At 60.5% G+C, this 15,495-nt stretch carries 16 protein-coding genes; 7 read left to right on the top strand and 9 right to left on the bottom strand.

Annotated elements, in window-relative coordinates:
- Positions 1-21 precede the first annotated feature (21 nt).
- Positions 22-1,224, top strand: coding sequence for a glycosyltransferase family 1 protein (locus K1567_RS21125; RefSeq protein WP_034115066.1), 1,203 nt, complete (start codon positions 22-24; stop codon positions 1,222-1,224).
- On the opposite strand, the gene K1567_RS21120 is transcribed toward K1567_RS21125, so the two are convergent.
- The 7 genes from K1567_RS21120 to rplU all read right to left on the bottom strand — a co-directional run bounded on the left by K1567_RS21120 (position 1,193) and on the right by rplU (position 6,779).
- Positions 1,193-2,296 (bottom strand): NADH:flavin oxidoreductase, encoded by a 1,104-nt coding sequence (locus tag K1567_RS21120; protein WP_034100554.1) that lies wholly within the window; start codon positions 2,294-2,296, stop codon positions 1,193-1,195. The genes K1567_RS21125 and K1567_RS21120 overlap by 32 nt on opposite strands.
- 148 nt (positions 2,297-2,444) lie before the next feature.
- Positions 2,445-2,927 (bottom strand): glutathione peroxidase, encoded by a 483-nt coding sequence (locus tag K1567_RS21115; protein WP_034115067.1) that lies wholly within the window; start codon positions 2,925-2,927, stop codon positions 2,445-2,447.
- Positions 2,928-3,028: 101 nt separating this feature from the next.
- Positions 3,029-3,493 carry a CreA family protein gene (locus K1567_RS21110; protein WP_040269428.1) on the bottom strand — a complete coding sequence of 155 codons (465 nt, stop codon included), beginning with the start codon at positions 3,491-3,493 and terminating at the stop codon, positions 3,029-3,031.
- A gap of 15 nt (positions 3,494-3,508) precedes the next feature.
- The gene (proB, locus tag K1567_RS21105) at positions 3,509-4,627 is read right to left on the bottom strand and encodes a glutamate 5-kinase (protein WP_034100557.1); all 1,119 of its coding nucleotides are present in this window, start codon (positions 4,625-4,627) and stop codon (positions 3,509-3,511) included.
- Positions 4,628-4,754: 127 nt separating this feature from the next.
- Positions 4,755-5,978, bottom strand: coding sequence for an Obg family GTPase CgtA (gene cgtA, locus K1567_RS21100; RefSeq protein ID WP_024077369.1), 1,224 nt, complete (start codon positions 5,976-5,978; stop codon positions 4,755-4,757).
- A 194-nt stretch (positions 5,979-6,172) separates the two neighbouring features.
- Positions 6,173-6,430, bottom strand: a complete 258-nt coding sequence (rpmA, locus tag K1567_RS21095; RefSeq protein ID WP_003176049.1) for a 50S ribosomal protein L27 — start codon at positions 6,428-6,430, stop codon at positions 6,173-6,175.
- Between the two features lie 34 nt (positions 6,431-6,464).
- Positions 6,465-6,779 (bottom strand): 50S ribosomal protein L21, encoded by a 315-nt coding sequence (gene rplU / locus K1567_RS21090; RefSeq protein WP_003176051.1) that lies wholly within the window; start codon positions 6,777-6,779, stop codon positions 6,465-6,467.
- A gap of 239 nt (positions 6,780-7,018) precedes the next feature.
- Here rplU and K1567_RS21085 point away from each other — a divergent pair, with 239 nt between their 5' ends.
- The 3 genes from K1567_RS21085 (at position 7,019) to K1567_RS21075 (ending at position 8,865) form a co-directional block, all read left to right on the top strand.
- Complete coding sequence (locus K1567_RS21085; protein WP_034100558.1) at positions 7,019-7,987, top strand: polyprenyl synthetase family protein; 969 nt, start codon at positions 7,019-7,021, stop codon at positions 7,985-7,987.
- A gap of 118 nt (positions 7,988-8,105) precedes the next feature.
- Positions 8,106-8,447, top strand: coding sequence for a zinc ribbon domain-containing protein YjdM (locus K1567_RS21080; RefSeq protein ID WP_034100559.1), 342 nt, complete (start codon positions 8,106-8,108; stop codon positions 8,445-8,447).
- A 160-nt stretch (positions 8,448-8,607) separates the two neighbouring features.
- The gene (locus tag K1567_RS21075; protein WP_024077374.1) at positions 8,608-8,865 is read left to right on the top strand and encodes a hypothetical protein; all 258 of its coding nucleotides are present in this window, start codon (positions 8,608-8,610) and stop codon (positions 8,863-8,865) included.
- Between the two features lie 63 nt (positions 8,866-8,928).
- Here K1567_RS21075 and K1567_RS21070 read toward each other — a convergent pair whose 3' ends face one another.
- Positions 8,929-9,546 carry an FKBP-type peptidyl-prolyl cis-trans isomerase gene (locus K1567_RS21070; RefSeq protein WP_034100560.1) on the bottom strand — a complete coding sequence of 206 codons (618 nt, stop codon included), beginning with the start codon at positions 9,544-9,546 and terminating at the stop codon, positions 8,929-8,931.
- Positions 9,547-9,659: 113 nt separating this feature from the next.
- A complete protein-coding gene (locus K1567_RS21065) occupies positions 9,660-10,883 on the bottom strand; it encodes an OprD family porin (protein ID WP_094065557.1) in 1,224 nt (407 codons plus the stop codon).
- A 185-nt stretch (positions 10,884-11,068) separates the two neighbouring features.
- Here K1567_RS21065 and K1567_RS21060 point away from each other — a divergent pair, with 185 nt between their 5' ends.
- From K1567_RS21060 to K1567_RS21050, 3 genes are all read left to right on the top strand, one after another.
- Positions 11,069-11,965, top strand: a complete 897-nt coding sequence (locus K1567_RS21060; RefSeq protein ID WP_034100624.1) for a LysR substrate-binding domain-containing protein — start codon at positions 11,069-11,071, stop codon at positions 11,963-11,965.
- Between the two features lie 109 nt (positions 11,966-12,074).
- A complete protein-coding gene (locus K1567_RS21055; protein WP_169868792.1) occupies positions 12,075-13,502 on the top strand; it encodes a YfcC family protein in 1,428 nt (475 codons plus the stop codon).
- Between the two features lie 34 nt (positions 13,503-13,536).
- The gene (locus tag K1567_RS21050) at positions 13,537-15,366 is read left to right on the top strand and encodes a CocE/NonD family hydrolase (protein ID WP_169868793.1); all 1,830 of its coding nucleotides are present in this window, start codon (positions 13,537-13,539) and stop codon (positions 15,364-15,366) included.
- Positions 15,367-15,495: the final 129 nt, after the last annotated feature.

Below are 15,495 nucleotides of genomic sequence, written 5' to 3'. Positions count from 1 at the left end.
CCCACAGTGAGACTGTGGGTCATGACGACAGCTTCGCTTCACATCACCCTGATCACCGAAACCTTCCCGCCAGAGATCAACGGGGTGGCCAATACCCTCGGCCGCTTGTGCGATGGTTTGCGCGCCCGTGGCCATCAAGTCGAACTGGTGCGCCCGCGCCAGGGCGTAGACCAGAGCCGCCCGAGCGACGCCCAATTGCTACTGTGCCGTGGCTGGCCGCTGCCAGGTTATCCGGGGCTGCAATGGGGCCAATCGTCGATGCACAAGTTGCTACGACGCTGGACACGTCAGCGCCCAGATGTGCTGTACATCGCCACCGAAGGCCCCTTGGGGTTGTCGGCGTTGCGGGCGGCGCGGCGTTTGGGGATCAGCGTGGTCAGTGGTTTCCACACCAATTTCCAGCAGTACTCGAACCAATATGGCCTGAGCCTGTTAAGCCGGATGGTCACCCACTATCTGCGCTGGTTCCATAACCGCTCCAGTTTGACGCTGGTGCCCAGCGCCAGCCAACGCCTGGAACTGGAACGCCGGCATTTCGAGCGCCTGGGCATGCTGTCGCGCGGCGTCGACAGCCAACTCTTCCACCCGGCCAAACGCGACAATGCACTGCGCGACAGTTGGGGGTTGGGCAACGAAGACGTGGCGGTGCTGCATGTCGGGCGACTGGCCCAGGAAAAAAACCTAGGGTTGCTCAAACGTTGCTACGAGTCCTTGCAAACCACTTATCCACAGCGTCGACTGAAATTAATCATCGTCGGCGACGGCCCACAGCGGCCTCAGTTGGAGCGCGACCTTCCGGACGCAATCTTCTGCGGCACCCAGCGCGGCGAGACCCTGGCCAGGCACTATGCCTCGGGGGACCTGTTCCTGTTTCCCAGCCTCACAGAAACCTTCGGCAATGTAGTGTTGGAAGCCATGGCCTCAGGATTGGGCGTGGTGGCGTACGATCAGGCCGCCGCAACCCAGCACATCCGCCATGGCTATAACGGTGTGCTGGCGATGCCTGGAGATGAGGACGCGTTCTGCGATGCGGCCAACTGGCTACTCGAAGAAAGCGAAAGTTTGCGCAGGGCACGCTTGAATGCACGCCAGCATGCGAGCCGCCAGGGCTGGCCGGCGATCATCGAACAGTTCGAGCGCCAATTGCGCGGTGTCTGCGAGAGCGGACACCTGGCACCCGCCCTGTCGCCGCTTACACCAGGGTCGTCAACGCCTCACGACTGAACGGCAGGATGTCCGCTTCGCGGCCTTCGCGCACCTTGACGGCCCAATCCGGGTCCACCAGCAGCGCACGGCCTACGGCAACCAAGTCGAACTCGTCGTTGTTCAGACGCTCCAGCAGTTTTTCCAGGCTGGCCGGTTGGGCGACCTTGTCGGTGTTGACCATGAATTGCAGGAACTCGCCATCCAGGCCGACGCTGCCGACGGTGATGGTGGGTTTACCGGTGAGCTGGCGAGTCCAGCCGGCCAGATTAAGGTCGGAACCTTCGAACTCCGGCTCCCAGAAACGCCGCGTGGAGCAGTGGAAGATATCCACACCTGCTTCAGACAGCGGCTTGAGAAACTCACCCAGCGCTTCGGGGGTTTGTACCAGACGCGCGGTGTAGTCCTGTTGTTTCCACTGGGAGAAACGGAAGATGATCGGAAAGTCCGGGCCCACAGCGGCGCGGGTCGCTTGGATCAGCTCGATGGCGAACCGCGAGCGGTTGGCCAGGCTGCCGCCGTACTCGTCGGTGCGCTGGTTGCTGCCTTCCCAGAAGAACTGGTCTACCAGATAGCCGTGGGCGCCGTGGATTTCCACGCCGTCCATGCCGATACGCTGCGCGTCTTTAGCCGCTTGTGCGAAGGCGGCGATGACGTCCTGGATATCCTGGGCGGTCATACCGTGGACGACCACGTTGCCATCCTTGAGTTTTTCCATCGGGCCGTAGGCCGGTACGCTAGCGTCTGGCTCGGTGCCTATGCGGCGTACGCTGCCTACATGCCACAACTGCGGGACAATCTTGCCACCCTCGGCGTGCACGGCGTCCACCACTTTCTTCCAGCCGGCCAGAGCAGCTTCGCCATAGAAATGCGGGACGTTCGGGTAGCCGTTGGAGGCTTGGTGCCCGACCACGGTGCCTTCGGTAATGATCAGGCCCACGCCTGCGGCGGCACGGCGGCGGTAATACTCGACGACCTTGGCATTGGGCACGCCGCCGGGCGAGAACGAACGGGTCATCGGCGCCATGACCACACGGGTCGGCAAGTGCAGCGCACCGAGCTGGAACGGTTTGAACAAGGCTTGGGCAGGCATGGGAGCACTCCACGAAGGGCTGGATTTATGATGCGGATAATATGGCCAGCGCTGCGTGCCGAGTAGCACTATTGATCTGAGTGATTAAGGCTTAGAAACGCCGAACACCTGCAGGCGCGAACATGCTTGCGCCTGCAGGTGAGGGGGATCAGGACAAGGCTTTTTCGATAGCCTGAATGACCGTCGGATCATCCGGCGCCGTGCGCGGCGAGAAACGCGCAAGCACGCGGCCATCTTTACCCAGCAGGAATTTTTCGAAGTTCCAGGTGATATCCCCAGGAAACTCAGCACCCTCGCCCGCCAGCAGGCGGTACAACTGGTGACGCTCAGGGCCGTTCACGTCGAGTTTGCTACCCAGGGGGAAGGTCACGCCGTAGTTCAGGCTGCAGAACGCGCGGATTTCTTCCTCGCTGCCGGGTTCCTGGCCGGCAAACTGGTTGCACGGCAGGCCCAGCACGGTAAATCCGCGGCCTTTGTACTGTTGGTAGAGGTTTTCCAACGCCGCATATTGCGGGGTCAAACCGCATTTGGACGCAACGTTGACCACCAGCACAACTTGCCCCTTGAAAGGCGCCAGCGGCAGCTCCTGTCCGTCTAAAGCTTTGAGTTTCAGGTCGTGGAAAGCACTCATGACGAACTCCAGATATCCCATGTTCTATGCAATGCGGCTGTTCGAGAGTACAGACCGCAAGCCTGCAATCATAGACGGCGATTAAAAAACCCGCCTGCGGGTTACTGAGCGGTCGGCCACGGCAAAATCGGAATCGCCGTGACGGCATTCTGCGGGCTGCCCTCGATCAGGCGGTCGCTGTAGACCAGGTACACCAGGGTATTGCGCTTCTTGTCGAGGAAACGCACCACCTGCATGGTCTTGAACACCAGCGACGTGCGCTCCTTGAACACTTCGTCGCCATCCTTGAGTTCGCCCTTGAAGCGGATCGGCCCGACCTGACGGCAGGCGATCGAGGCTTCGGCGCGGTCTTCGGCCAGACCAAGGCCGCCTTTCACGCCGCCAGTCTTGGCGCGCGAGAGGTAGCAGGTCACGCCTTCGACCTTGGGGTCATCGAACGCTTCGACCACAATCCGGTCATTGGGGCCGACGAACTTGAACACCGTCGACACCTGGCCAACTTCCTCGGCAGACGCCAGCAGCGGCATGGCCAACAGCAGGCCGAGCAATCCTTTCATTACGCGCATCGTGTATTCCTTTGGTTAAACCAGGATCAGGTTATCGCGGTGCACCAGTTCCGGCTCCGCCATGTAACCCAATAGACCGACAATCGCGTCGGACGGCTGCCCGATGATTTTTTGCGCTTCCAGAGCGCTGTAGTTGGCCAGGCCGCGGGCGATCTCACGACCGTCCGGCGCCACGCAGACCACCATCTCGCCACGGCGGAAGCTGCCCTGAACCTGCTTGACGCCAACCGGCAACAGGCTTTTGTTGCCTTGGGACAACGCCGCCACAGCGCCGTTGTCCAGCACCAGAGTGCCACGGGTTTGCAAATGCCCCGCCAGCCACTGCTTGCGTGCCGCCAACATGCCGCGCTCCGGCGACAGCAAGGTGCCGATGCGCTCGCCGGCCTTGAGACGGTCCAGCACACGCTCCAAGCGGCCACCGACGATAATGGTGTGCGCGCCGGAACGCGCCGCCAGGCGCGCAGCGCGCAGCTTGGTCTGCATACCGCCACGGCCCAAAGCACCGCCGACACTGCCGGCCACGGCATCGAGCGCCGGGTCATCGGCGCGCGCTTCGTAAATAAGCTGGGCATCGGGGTTGTTGCGCGGGTCGGCGTCGAACATGCCGTCGCGGTCGGTGAGGATCACCAACAGATCGGCTTCCACCAGGTTGGCCACCAGGGCGGCCAGGGTGTCGTTGTCGCCGAAGCGGATTTCGTCGGTGACCACGGTATCGTTCTCGTTGATCACCGGGATCACCTTGAGCTCCACCAGGGCGCGCAAGGTGCTGCGGGCGTTCAGGTAGCGCTTGCGGTCGGACAGGTCGTCGTGGGTCAGCAGGATCTGCGCGGTGTGACGGCCGTGCTCGGCAAAGCTGGATTCCCAGGCTTGCACCAGGCCCATCTGGCCGATGGCGGCCGCCGCCTGCAGCTCGTGCATCGCGCTGGGTCGCGCGGTCCAGCCGAGGCGGCTCATGCCGGCGGCAACCGCCCCGGACGACACCAGCACCAATTCAACACCGGCCTCATGCAAGGCCACCATCTGCTCGACCCAGACGCTCATGGCTGCGCGATCCAGCCCCTTGCCATCCGCCGTCAGCAGCGCACTGCCGATCTTTACGACCCAGCGCTGCGCGCCTGTCACTTTGCTCCGCATCATCTTCAACCTTAGAGTGAGGGCTGCGCGACCCAGCGCGGCCCATAACGTTATTCGTGGCTACTTTAAAGACTACAGATACCAAAACGCCGCTCAAGTGAGCGGCGCTTAAGTTTACTGCAACGAATCAGTCGCGCACGTAAATGATTTCCGGACCGTCTTCGTCATCCACGTCTTCTTCGTCCCAATCATCGTCGCCGATGTCGTGGACCGACTTCACGCCGCTACGGCGCAGGGCACGCTGGTCATCCAGGGCCTGCAGTTGGGCGCGGGCTTCGTCTTCGATGCGCTGGTCGAGTTCGGCCAGTTCGGCCTTGAACACTGGATCGGCCGCCAGGCGGTCGGCGCGGTCTTCCAGGTAGCGCATGATGTCGCGGGTCAGGCGCTCGGTGCCTTCTTTGGCGATGGCCGAGATCACATAGACCGGACCGGTCCATTCCAGGCGATCGACGATTTCCTTGACGCGTTCCTCGTGTTCTTCTTCGAGGATCTGGTCGCACTTGTTCAGCACCAGCCAACGATCACGCTCGGCCAGGGAGGGGCTGAACTTGGTCAGTTCGCTGACGATCACTTCGGCGGCGTCCGGCGCGCTGGTGTCATCCAACGGCGCCATGTCGACGAGGTGCAGCAGCAAACGGGTGCGGGACAAGTGCTTGAGGAAGCGAATACCCAAGCCAGCACCGTCGGAAGCGCCTTCGATCAAGCCGGGAATGTCGGCGATCACGAAGCTTTTCCAGCGGTCTACGCTGACCACGCCCAGGTTAGGTACCAGGGTGGTGAACGGGTAGTCGGCGACTTTCGGCTTGGCGGCCGATACCGAGCGGATAAAGGTACTCTTGCCGGCGTTCGGCAGACCCAGCAGGCCCACGTCCGCCAGTACTTTCATTTCCAGCTTGAGGTCACGCTGCTCGCCCGGCTTGCCCGGCGTAGTCTGGCGCGGCGCACGGTTGGTACTGGATTTGAATCGGGTGTTACCCAAACCGTGCCAGCCGCCCTGTACCACCATCAGTTTCTGACCGGCCTTGGTCAGGTCGCCGATCACTTCCTGGGTCGCCGAGTCGATGATCGTGGTGCCTACGGGTACGCGCAGGACCAGGTCTTCACCCTTCTTACCGGTGCAGTCGGTGCTGCCGCCGTTGGAGCCACGCTCGGCATCGAAGTGCCGGGTGTAACGGTAGTCGACCAGGGTGTTGAGGTTTTCGTCGGCCATCATGTAGATGGAACCGCCGTCACCGCCGTCGCCGCCGTTGGGGCCACCGTTTTCGATGAATTTTTCGCGACGGAAACTCATGCAACCGTTACCGCCGTCGCCTGCTTTTACTCGGATGGAAACTTCATCAACGAACTTCATAACAAAACGCCTCTCGTCGCATGGACGAGCTTAAGAAACCAAGACATAAGACTCTTGCAAAAATGAGCGCAGCGACCTCAAGCAACATCCGCAAAATCCGCTGCTCTTGCCCATCACAAACAGCTTTGCAAGAGACTCACTCCACAAACGAAAAAGCCCCGTCGCAAGACAGGGCTTTTCCAGCGATCTCGCAATTAAGCTGCGACAACGCTCACGTAACGGCGGTTGAACGCGCCTTTTACTTCAAACTTGATCACGCCTTCGATTTTAGCGAAGAGGGTGTGATCTTTACCCATGCCAACGCCGTAGCCAGCGTGGAATTGGGTGCCGCGCTGACGCACGATGATGTTGCCCGGAATGATTTTCTGGCCGCCATACATCTTCACGCCAAGGCGTTTGGCTTCTGAGTCGCGACCGTTACGGGTACTACCACCAGCTTTTTTGTGTGCCATGAGTCAATTCTCCTAGTGAGGAATTAGGCTGAAATTAAGCCTGAATACCGGTGATTTTGATCTCGGTGTACCACTGGCGGTGGCCCATACGCTTCATGTGGTGCTTACGACGACGGAACTTGATGATGCGGACTTTATCGTGACGACCTTGGGAGATCACTTCAGCCACAACGGTAGCGCCAGCAACGACTGGAGCGCCGATGTTCACGTCATCGCCATTGGCGACCAACAGAACGCGATCAAAAGTCACGGATTCGCCGGTAGCGATTTCCAGTTTTTCGATCTTCAGGTATTCACCTGGGGCGACCTTGTATTGCTTGCCACCAGTAACAATTACTGCGTACGACATGGTATTTCTCCGATAATCCTGCTCACCCAGCGCTTTATAAGAAGAGGTATTGGCTGGCATGGCTGCATGGGATGGACGTCCCGAATGCAATTGCGTAAGGCAGGTGCTGCCCAGGAAGTTCAGGGTGCGCGATTGTACGCAAGGTAAATGGGTGTTGCAAGAGGCCGTCCATCGCGCCTTGACACTGCGGGGCCTGGGTCCTAGCATGCCGCGCAACCCTTCTGGAGCGACTGTCGCTGATGCAACCCCAAGCTTTCTACCGCGCGGTCGCGGACGATTTTAGCGCCGTCGACGGCATCATCAAGCAGCAGCTGACATCTAAAGTGCCGCTGGTCTCCAAAATTGGCGACTACATTACGTCGGCCGGCGGCAAACGCCTGCGTCCTTTATTAGTGTTGCTGTGCGGCAAGGCCCTGGGCCGCGAAGGCGATGACCTGCGCTTGCTGGCCGCCACCATTGAATTCCTGCACACCGCCACCCTGCTGCATGACGACGTGGTCGACATGTCCGGCATGCGCCGTGGCCGCGAGACCGCCAATGCCATGTGGGGCAACGCGCCCAGCGTGCTGGTGGGTGACTTCCTGTATTCGCGCTCGTTCGAAATGATGGTCGAGCTGGGCTCAATGCCGGTTATGAAAATCCTGTCCCAGGCCACGCGCATCATCGCCGAGGGCGAAGTGCTGCAACTGTCCAAGGTGCGTGACGCCAGCACCACCGAAGAAACCTACATGGAAGTGATTCGCGGCAAAACCGCGATGCTCTTCGAAGCCTCCACCCACAGCGCCGCCGCTTTGTGCGGCGCGACCGCCGAGCAGGCCGAAGCCTTGCGTAAGTTCGGCGATCATCTGGGCGTGGCATTCCAGCTGGTGGACGATTTGCTCGACTACCGTGGCGACGCCGAAACCCTGGGCAAGAACGTCGGCGACGACCTGGCCGAAGGCAAGCCCACCCTGCCGCTGATCTACACCATGCGCGAAGGTACGCCGGAGCAGGCTGCCCTGGTGCGCAAAGCCATCCAGAAAGGCGGGATCGAAGACCTGGAAAGCATCCGTGAGGCCGTCGAGGCGTCTGGTTCGCTGGAATACACCGCGCAACTGGCCCGTGACTACGTAGCCCGTGCCATCCAGTGCCTGGACGCCCTGCCCGCCAGCGAATACCGGGACGCCCTGGTTGAGCTGAGTGAGTTCGCGGTAGCCCGTACGCACTAGGTCATTCCAATGTGGGAGGAGCTTGTCTCCTTCCACATTTAGATTTCATTCAACCTGTAAGACCATAAATCCCTATACAATGTGCGACTTTAGCCATCCTGACCTTTAAGGAGCGCAAGTGAGCACTTTGCCACCCTGCCCGAAATGCAATTCCGAATTCACCTACGAAGACGGCACTCAACTGATCTGCCCGGAATGCGCCCATGAGTGGTCCGCCAATGGCGAGACCGAAGCAGCCGGCGATGAAACCGTTAAGAAGGACTCCGTGGGCAACGTGCTGCAGGACGGCGACACCATCACCGTGATCAAAGACCTCAAGGTCAAGGGCACCTCGCTGGTAGTAAAAGTCGGCACCAAGGTGAAGAACATTCGCCTGTGCGACGGTGACCACGATATCGATTGCAAGATCGACGGCATCGGCCCGATGAAACTCAAGTCCGAGTTCGTGCGCAAAGTCTGAATCTGCTGCTTCCATCCCGCGCCCGCCGCGGGATGGCGTTTCGCCCTCTGCGTTGACCGAACGCAATGCCCTTCCAGAAAAAACAGAAAATCGCCAATAGGCACTTGCTATTCAGCGAATAAGAATTATTCTCATTGAAACTCATCAAGGAGAATTGACCATGACTTATTTGATCGACGCCTGGCTGGATCGCCCACACCCTTACCTGCGGATCCTGCATCGGGAAACCGGCGAAGTCTGCGCGGTGCTTGAAGAAGAAGCGTTGAATGAACTGCAAGACCAGGGCGACCTGGACGTAAACGGCTTGAGTTCGAGCGAACCCGGTGTGCTCAAGGAGGTGGTGCGTAACCTGTTTTTGTTCTGCTATGCCCGAGCCTTGCGCCCGACCACTGAGCTCAATGGCAAGTTTCATCCATGAGCTACGCCACCCAACACTGTAGGAGCGAGCAAACTCGCTCCTACAGGTGATCAGCCAACAGTCTTACAGAACGTCGAGCAGCTCGACGTCAAACACCAGAACGCTGTGCGGCGGGATGCTGCCAACGCCTTGAGCGCCGTAAGCCAGCTCGCTCGGCACGTACAGGCGCCATTTGCTGCCGGCATTCATCAGTTGCAGAGCTTCGGTCCAACCGGCGATCACGCCGCCGACCGGGAATTCGGCTGGCTGGCCACGCTCGTAGGAGCTGTCGAACACAGTGCCGTCGATCAGGGTGCCGTGGTAGTGGGTACGCACTTGGTCTTCACGGGTCGGCTTGGCGCCGTCGCCCTGGGTCAGCACTTCAAATTGCAGGCCGGAAGCCAGGGTGGTGATGCCTTCGCGCTTAGCGTTTTCAGCCAGGAAGGCCAGGCCGGCACCGGCGGCCGCTTCAGCCTTGGCAGCTGCTTCAGCTTGCATGACTTCGCGGATCACCTTGAAGCTGGCAGCCATTTGTTCCTGATCAACACGGCTTGGCTTGCCCGCGAAAGCGTCGGTCAGGCCGGCCAGGATCGCGTCCAAGCTCACGCCCGGTGGCGGGTTGTCGCGCAGTTGGTCGCCCAACTGACGGCCGATACCGTAGCTGACGCGGGTTTCGTCGGTGGACAGATTAACTTCGGACATGAAGAGGCTCCGCTGTAGGACGGTACCGAAAACACTGTCTCCCGCACCGCCCAAAACTAAAAGGGCCAGCAGACTAGCACACAAGACAGCCCTGTGATCAGCCCCCGCCCCGACTACCAGAGTGCCAGGTCGTATGTGAGATAGAGCCGATAATTGTCCCGGTCACTGGCGTAGGTCGAACGATAGGTCGCCTTGCGCACCTCCACCCCAAGACCTTTGAAAGTGCTGTCCTGGATCACATAGCGCAGATTGGTGTCGGATTCCCATTCGCGGGCCTCACGCCCCTTGTAGTCACCGTTCTCACCCTTGTAGTAACGGGTCATAAAGCTCAGGCCGGGGAGTACGTCGGCAAAATCGTAGTCGTAGCGCAGCATCCAGGTTTGCTCACCCGCCTGGATGAACTTGCCCACACCGGCATTACTGAAGGAATACACCGTCGATACGCTGGCATACGGCAACGCAGTATCGCCCCGCACCTTCTGATAGCCGACGCCGAACGCTTGTGCGCCCAGCCGGTAAGTGAACAGCCCGCTGAAAAGGTCACTGTCGACCTTGCCATTACGCGCCTCCCCCGCCTCGCCGCTGATGAAGTAGCGCACGTCGCTAGTCAGCGAGCCACGTCCAACCGGTTGTTTATGGACAAGGCCGAAGAATTGCTGGCGATAGAACTCACGCATCTCGCCGTAATACCACGTTGCGCTCAGGCTCGGCGTCAAAGCATAGGTGGCCCCGGCGAAGTCGAAGTCGCTGCCACGGTTGCCGGTGTAGCCCTGAGGATAAATAGCCACGCTGTCGGTGGAGTTGCGCTGCTTGAACCGATCCAGATGCCCGGTGTGCAGGTACAGGTCAGGAATGCCGGTGTATTCCAACTGGGTGCCCTGGAACGTTTGCGGCAACAGGCGCCCATCGTTGTGCACCAACACTGGGATCTTGGGCAATAACGTGCCACTTTTCACCACCGCATCGCCCCAGCGCAGCTTCGCGGTGACGCCCAGGCTGGAGAATTCACTGGCCGCGTGGCCATCGTCGTGCACCGGCAACAGGCCGGTTCCGGCATGGGTGGGGCTGGAATCAAGGCGCAGCCCGGCAAGGCCGAGTGCATCCAGGCCAAACCCCACAGTGCCCTCGGTATAGCCGGACTGCAGGTTGAGCAGAAAACCCTGCGCCCACTCTTTGCGATCTTCGCCGCCATCGCGGTAACCGTCGTTGAAATAGAAATTGCGCAGGGTCAATCGCCCGTGGGAATCCTCCCAGAAGCCTTGCGCCATAAGCGCCGGTGACAGGCTTGCCATCAGGCTCGCCGAGACTATTTTTCCCCTGCTGATCAGTCTGCGCATGGCCGCTTCCTCAATGCCTTTTTATGGCTTTTTTATGGGCAGTTCGATGGCGCGACACACTGGACGGAATGTCGCGATGGAGCGGACACTAACGGCTCGTCGAAAGCCCTACAACGTTATGCGAGATGCGCATCAGGCTATGCGCAAAGCAGCAATTGCCGCTCGCAACCGCCAGGAAAACCATGGTGAATCTCAAGCAACTCGAAGCCTTCAAGGCGATCATGTCCACCGGCTCGACCATCGGCGCCGCAACGCGTATGGGCCTGTCGCAATCTGCGGTCAGCCGTCTGCTGAGCCAACTGGAAGAAGCCTTGGGGTTCGTGTTGTTTCTACGCAAGAAAGGCCGCCTGATAGCCACCCCGGAAGCAGAAGAAATGCTGATGGAGGTCACCGGCCTGGTGGACGGCATGCAGCGTATTCAGCGCCTGGCCGACGAAATGCGCGTAGGCCGCTCGCGCAAGAGCCTGCTCAAGGTCGGGGTGCCCACCAGCATGACCCAGGAGCTGTTGCCACCTATCGTTGCGGAGTTTCTCAAAGACCATGAGGACATCGTCGTGGAGCTGCTGACTGGTTCCTACGACACCATCGAGCGCGCCGTACTCGACCGTTCCGCCGACCTGGGCTTCGTACGCCTGCCGACGGAAATGCCCGATTTCGACATCGAACCGGTGCTGCAAACCGAAGGCGTCTGCGTGATGCCGGCCGACCACCCTCTGACTCGTCACGCCTGCATCGAAGTGCAGCACCTGCGCAATGTGCCGCTGGTGATGCTGGGCCGGCAACGCGCTTTACGGGCGCAACTGAACCAGGTGTTCCGCGCCGCCAACCTCACCCCCCAAGTGCGTGTCGAAGTGCATTCCGTAGGCGCGGCGTGCAGCTTTGTCGCCGAAGGTCTGGGGGTGTCCATCGTCAATGGTCTGCTGGCCAGCCACTTCCTGCATTTGCCGATTGTCACACGACCTTTTCGGCCGGCGCTGCCCTACGCATTCGGCCTGGCCTACCGCGTCAACGAACCCCGCTCACGAGTGGTGACCGCGTTCGCCGAGCATCTCAAACAGCGCCTGGCGCCACAAAACGCATAGCCCAACCCACCCTGCGCATAACGTTGTCGGCGCAAAAACTTTGCCCTAGTGTCCGCCCAACACACGTCACTCCCCCATAACAAAAACGGCGAACGCCGGGGCAGCCAGCATGAGCGAACCACAGATCACCTCCCCTCAAGCAGGGGTAGAAAAACCGACACTGCGCAAACAGATCAACCCGACCATCATCCTCCTATGCATCGTCTTGCTCGCGGTCGCCTTCACCTACGCGGTGAACGCGGGCAAGTTCGAGCGCCAGAACGGCCTGGTGGTACCGGGGTCCTACCAAGTGCTGGAAAAACACGATGCGTTGGGCCAACTGTTTTCACTGGAGCCGCGCAAGGTCAGCGATCCGGTGGCCCGCCCGGTGTCGCTGGTGGAAGGTTTCATGGCGATTCCCCAGGGCATCGAGAAACGTGCGGCGCTGATCTTCATGGTGTTGTTCATCGGCGGCATGTTCGGCGTGCTCAACAAAGCCGGGGTGATCGACGCCGGGCTGGAGCGCCTGCTGGGGCTGACTCGAGGCAATATCTACGTGCTGGTGCCGAGCCTGATGCTGGTGTTTTCCGCCGGCAGCACGTTCATGGGGCTGGCCAAGGAATTCATTCTGATCGTGCCGCTGATGGTCGCCATGGCCAATCGTCTGGGACTGTCGAACCTGATCGGCCTGGCAATCGTCGCAATCTCCGTGAAGATCGGTTACCTCGCGTCGATCTCTAACCCGGTGGCGTTGTCCGTCGCCCAGCCAATGGTCGGGCTGCCGATATTCAGCGGGCTGAGCATGCGCGTGCTCGCCTACTGTAGCTTCCTGCTGGTGGGGATCGCCTTCGTGCTGTGGAGTATTCGCAAGCACGGTTTCGATGCGAGCGCGCAAATCACGTTCGAACGCAAACCCCTGCCCATACGCCACCTGATCAACCTGATCGTCTTGATGGCGGGCATCGGTTTCCTGGTGTATGCCTCCAACCGCTGGGCCTGGAAATACCACGAACTGTCGGCGTTTTATCTGCTCCTGACGGTGGTGTTCAGCGTTGTCGCTGGGCTGGGGGCAAGCGTCGCCGCCAGCGCCTTCGTCGATGGCATGAAAAAAGTCCTGATCGCCGGCGTACTGATTGGCCTGGCCACCGCCGTGGAAATCATCCTGAGTACCGGCCAGGTACTGGACACCATCGTCAACAGCCTGGCCAATCTGGTGGGTGACCACGGCCCGATTGTGTCGGCCTACGGCATGTTCTTCGCACAACTGGGACTGGATGTGTTGATCCCCTCCACGTCAGGCCAGGCCGCCGTCACCATGCCGATCTTCGGCCCGTTGGGCCAACTGTCCGGCGTTAGTCCACAAACCACGGTGTTCGCGTTCTTGATGGGCAACGGCCTGACCAACATGATCACCCCGACCTCCAGCGGCTTGCTGGTGCTGCTGGCCACGGCCAATGTCGGCTGGGGCCAATGGGCGCGCTACATCCTGCCGCTGTTCCTGATCTACGCCGTGCTGGCGATGGTGCTGCTGGCCATCGCGGTCACGAGTGGGTACTGAGTCAATGACTGCTTTGCGAGGACGTATTTCCCCCATGCAAACCCTGCTTAACCAGATGATCCCGATGCGCGACGGCATTTGCCTGGCCACCGACATCTACTTGCCCGCACAGGGCGAGGGGCCTTTTCCGGTAGTCATCGAACGTACGCCTTACGACAAGAGCAAACCCTCGCGCTCGGAAAAACAGCTCGACGGCCAACACATCTCCCGCGAGCAAATGGCCGCGCGCTTTACCGATCAAGGCTTTGTCGCGATCTTTCAGGACTGCCGTGGCCGCTATGCCTCGCAAGGGGTGTTCACCAAATACACCGCCGAGGGCCAAGACGGTTTCGACAGCCTGGCCTGGATCGTCCGGCAGCCCTGGTGCAACGGAAAGATTGGCAGCATGGGTCTTTCTTACGCGGCCCATACCCAACTGGCGATGGCGTGCCTGCATCCGCCCGGCTTGAGCAGCATGGCGCTCGACAGCGGCGGCTTCGCCAACGCCTATCAGTGCGGGATACGCCAGGGTGGCGCGTTCGAACTCAAGCAAGCCACTTGGGCCTTTCGCCAGGCCAAGGAAAGCCCCACGGCACTGGCCGATCCGCAAATTCGCCAGGCCTTGGAGCAGGAAGACATTCTTCAGTGGTTCACACGCATGCCGTGGCAACCCGGCCAATCGCCCTTGCGCCATGTGCCGGAATACGAGACGTACTTACTGGACCAGTGGGCCCAAGGCAGCTTCAGCGAATATTGGCGCAAGAACGGTCTCTATGCCGAAGGCCACTATGGCCGGCTGCCTGATATTCCGGTGCTATTCATGTCCAGTTGGTACGACGCCTACGTCAGTTCGACCCTGGCCAACTACCGTGCTTTCCTGCAAAACGGCACGGCAAAGTCCCGACTGGTCATGGGACCGTGGCTACATGGTGATCGCAACATCAGCCACAGCGGCGACGTGGAATTCGGACCCACCGCAGTGTTTGACGGGCAGGTCGAGCAGGACTGGCTGAGCTGCCGCCTGGCATGGTTCGAGCAAACCCTCAACGCCTCGGCCCAAGCAGCGCAGACCCGCGTGCAGGTATTTTTGATGGGCGGCGGCAGTGGTCATCGCGACCGCAACGGCCGCCTGGAGCATGGCGGGCGCTGGCTGCAATCGACGCAATGGCCACTGCCGGACAGCCAGGTGCTGACCTTATACCTCAATGCCCACGGGCAGTTGAGCCACACAGCACCCGAGGCCGACAGCGCGAGCCTGAGCTACCTTGCCGACCCGGCGCACCCGGTCCCGACCATCGGCGGCGCGCTGACCTCCGGCGCTCCGGTGTTCGTGGGCGGGGCTTTCGACCAACGTGAACGCGCGGACTTCTTCGGCACCTGTGGTAACGACCGCCCCTTGAACGAACGCGACGATGTGCTGAGTTTCCAGACCGAGCCTCTGGAGGAAGACCTGATCGTCGCCGGTGACGTACAGATTGAGCTGTGGATCGACAGCGACGCCCCCGACACTGACTTCACCGCCAAGTTGATCGATGTATACCCGCCCAGCGCCGATTACCCCGAGGGCTTCGCGATGAACATCACCGACGGCATCCGGCGTTGTCGCTATCGCGATTCGTGGACCCAACCGAAGCCACTCACAGCGGGCGATCGGGTCAAGGTGCTGATCGAGCCTTTCGCTACCTGCAACCTGTTCAAGCGTGGCCACCGACTTCGCCTGGACATTGCCAGCAGTAACTTCCCGCGCTTCGACGTCAACCCCAATAGCGGCGAACCCTGCGGCCAGGCTAACCACCCACGGGTAGCGCGCAATACCCTGCACCTGAGTCGCGACGCCGCGTCCTGCCTGAGGCTGACCATCGTGTCCACCGTCACCACCGCGTAAACGCACAAGGGCGCCATCGCTGCCTGGCGATGGTGACCCTTCGTCGTCCCGCGCAATAAAAGCACTACAGAATCGTCTTTTGCCGCCGATACATTCCTTCTCAACTTGGCTGGCTCAAACAACAACACC

Origin of the sequence: Pseudomonas sp. S5F11 (assembly GCF_019641515.1) — a bacterium.
GTDB classification, from domain to species: Bacteria; Pseudomonadota; Gammaproteobacteria; order Pseudomonadales; family Pseudomonadaceae; genus Aquipseudomonas; species Aquipseudomonas rhodesiae.
The sequence above is the reverse complement of the archived record's forward strand: the minus strand, read 5'-3'. Positions and strand labels throughout refer to the sequence as shown.

Coding starts and splice junctions, on each gene's coding strand:
- K1567_RS21075 (WP_024077374.1), top strand. CDS start 8,608: ATGACTTATTTGATCGACGCCTGGCTGGATCGCCCACACCCTTACCTG.
- K1567_RS21115 (WP_034115067.1), bottom strand. CDS start 2,927: ATGAGTGCTTTCCACGACCTGAAACTCAAAGCTTTAGACGGACAGGAG.
- cgtA (WP_024077369.1), bottom strand. CDS start 5,978: ATGAAGTTCGTTGATGAAGTTTCCATCCGAGTAAAAGCAGGCGACGGC.
- K1567_RS21055 (WP_169868792.1), top strand. CDS start 12,075: ATGAGCGAACCACAGATCACCTCCCCTCAAGCAGGGGTAGAAAAACCG.
- K1567_RS21085 (WP_034100558.1), top strand. CDS start 7,019: ATGCAACCCCAAGCTTTCTACCGCGCGGTCGCGGACGATTTTAGCGCC.
- K1567_RS21050 (WP_169868793.1), top strand. CDS start 13,537: ATGCAAACCCTGCTTAACCAGATGATCCCGATGCGCGACGGCATTTGC.
- rpmA (WP_003176049.1), bottom strand. CDS start 6,430: ATGGCACACAAAAAAGCTGGTGGTAGTACCCGTAACGGTCGCGACTCA.
- K1567_RS21120 (WP_034100554.1), bottom strand. CDS start 2,296: ATGCCTGCCCAAGCCTTGTTCAAACCGTTCCAGCTCGGTGCGCTGCAC.
- proB (WP_034100557.1), bottom strand. CDS start 4,627: ATGCGGAGCAAAGTGACAGGCGCGCAGCGCTGGGTCGTAAAGATCGGC.
- K1567_RS21110 (WP_040269428.1), bottom strand. CDS start 3,493: ATGCGCGTAATGAAAGGATTGCTCGGCCTGCTGTTGGCCATGCCGCTG.
- K1567_RS21065 (WP_094065557.1), bottom strand. CDS start 10,883: ATGCGCAGACTGATCAGCAGGGGAAAAATAGTCTCGGCGAGCCTGATG.
- K1567_RS21125 (WP_034115066.1), top strand. CDS start 22: ATGACGACAGCTTCGCTTCACATCACCCTGATCACCGAAACCTTCCCG.
- K1567_RS21070 (WP_034100560.1), bottom strand. CDS start 9,546: ATGTCCGAAGTTAATCTGTCCACCGACGAAACCCGCGTCAGCTACGGT.
- rplU (WP_003176051.1), bottom strand. CDS start 6,779: ATGTCGTACGCAGTAATTGTTACTGGTGGCAAGCAATACAAGGTCGCC.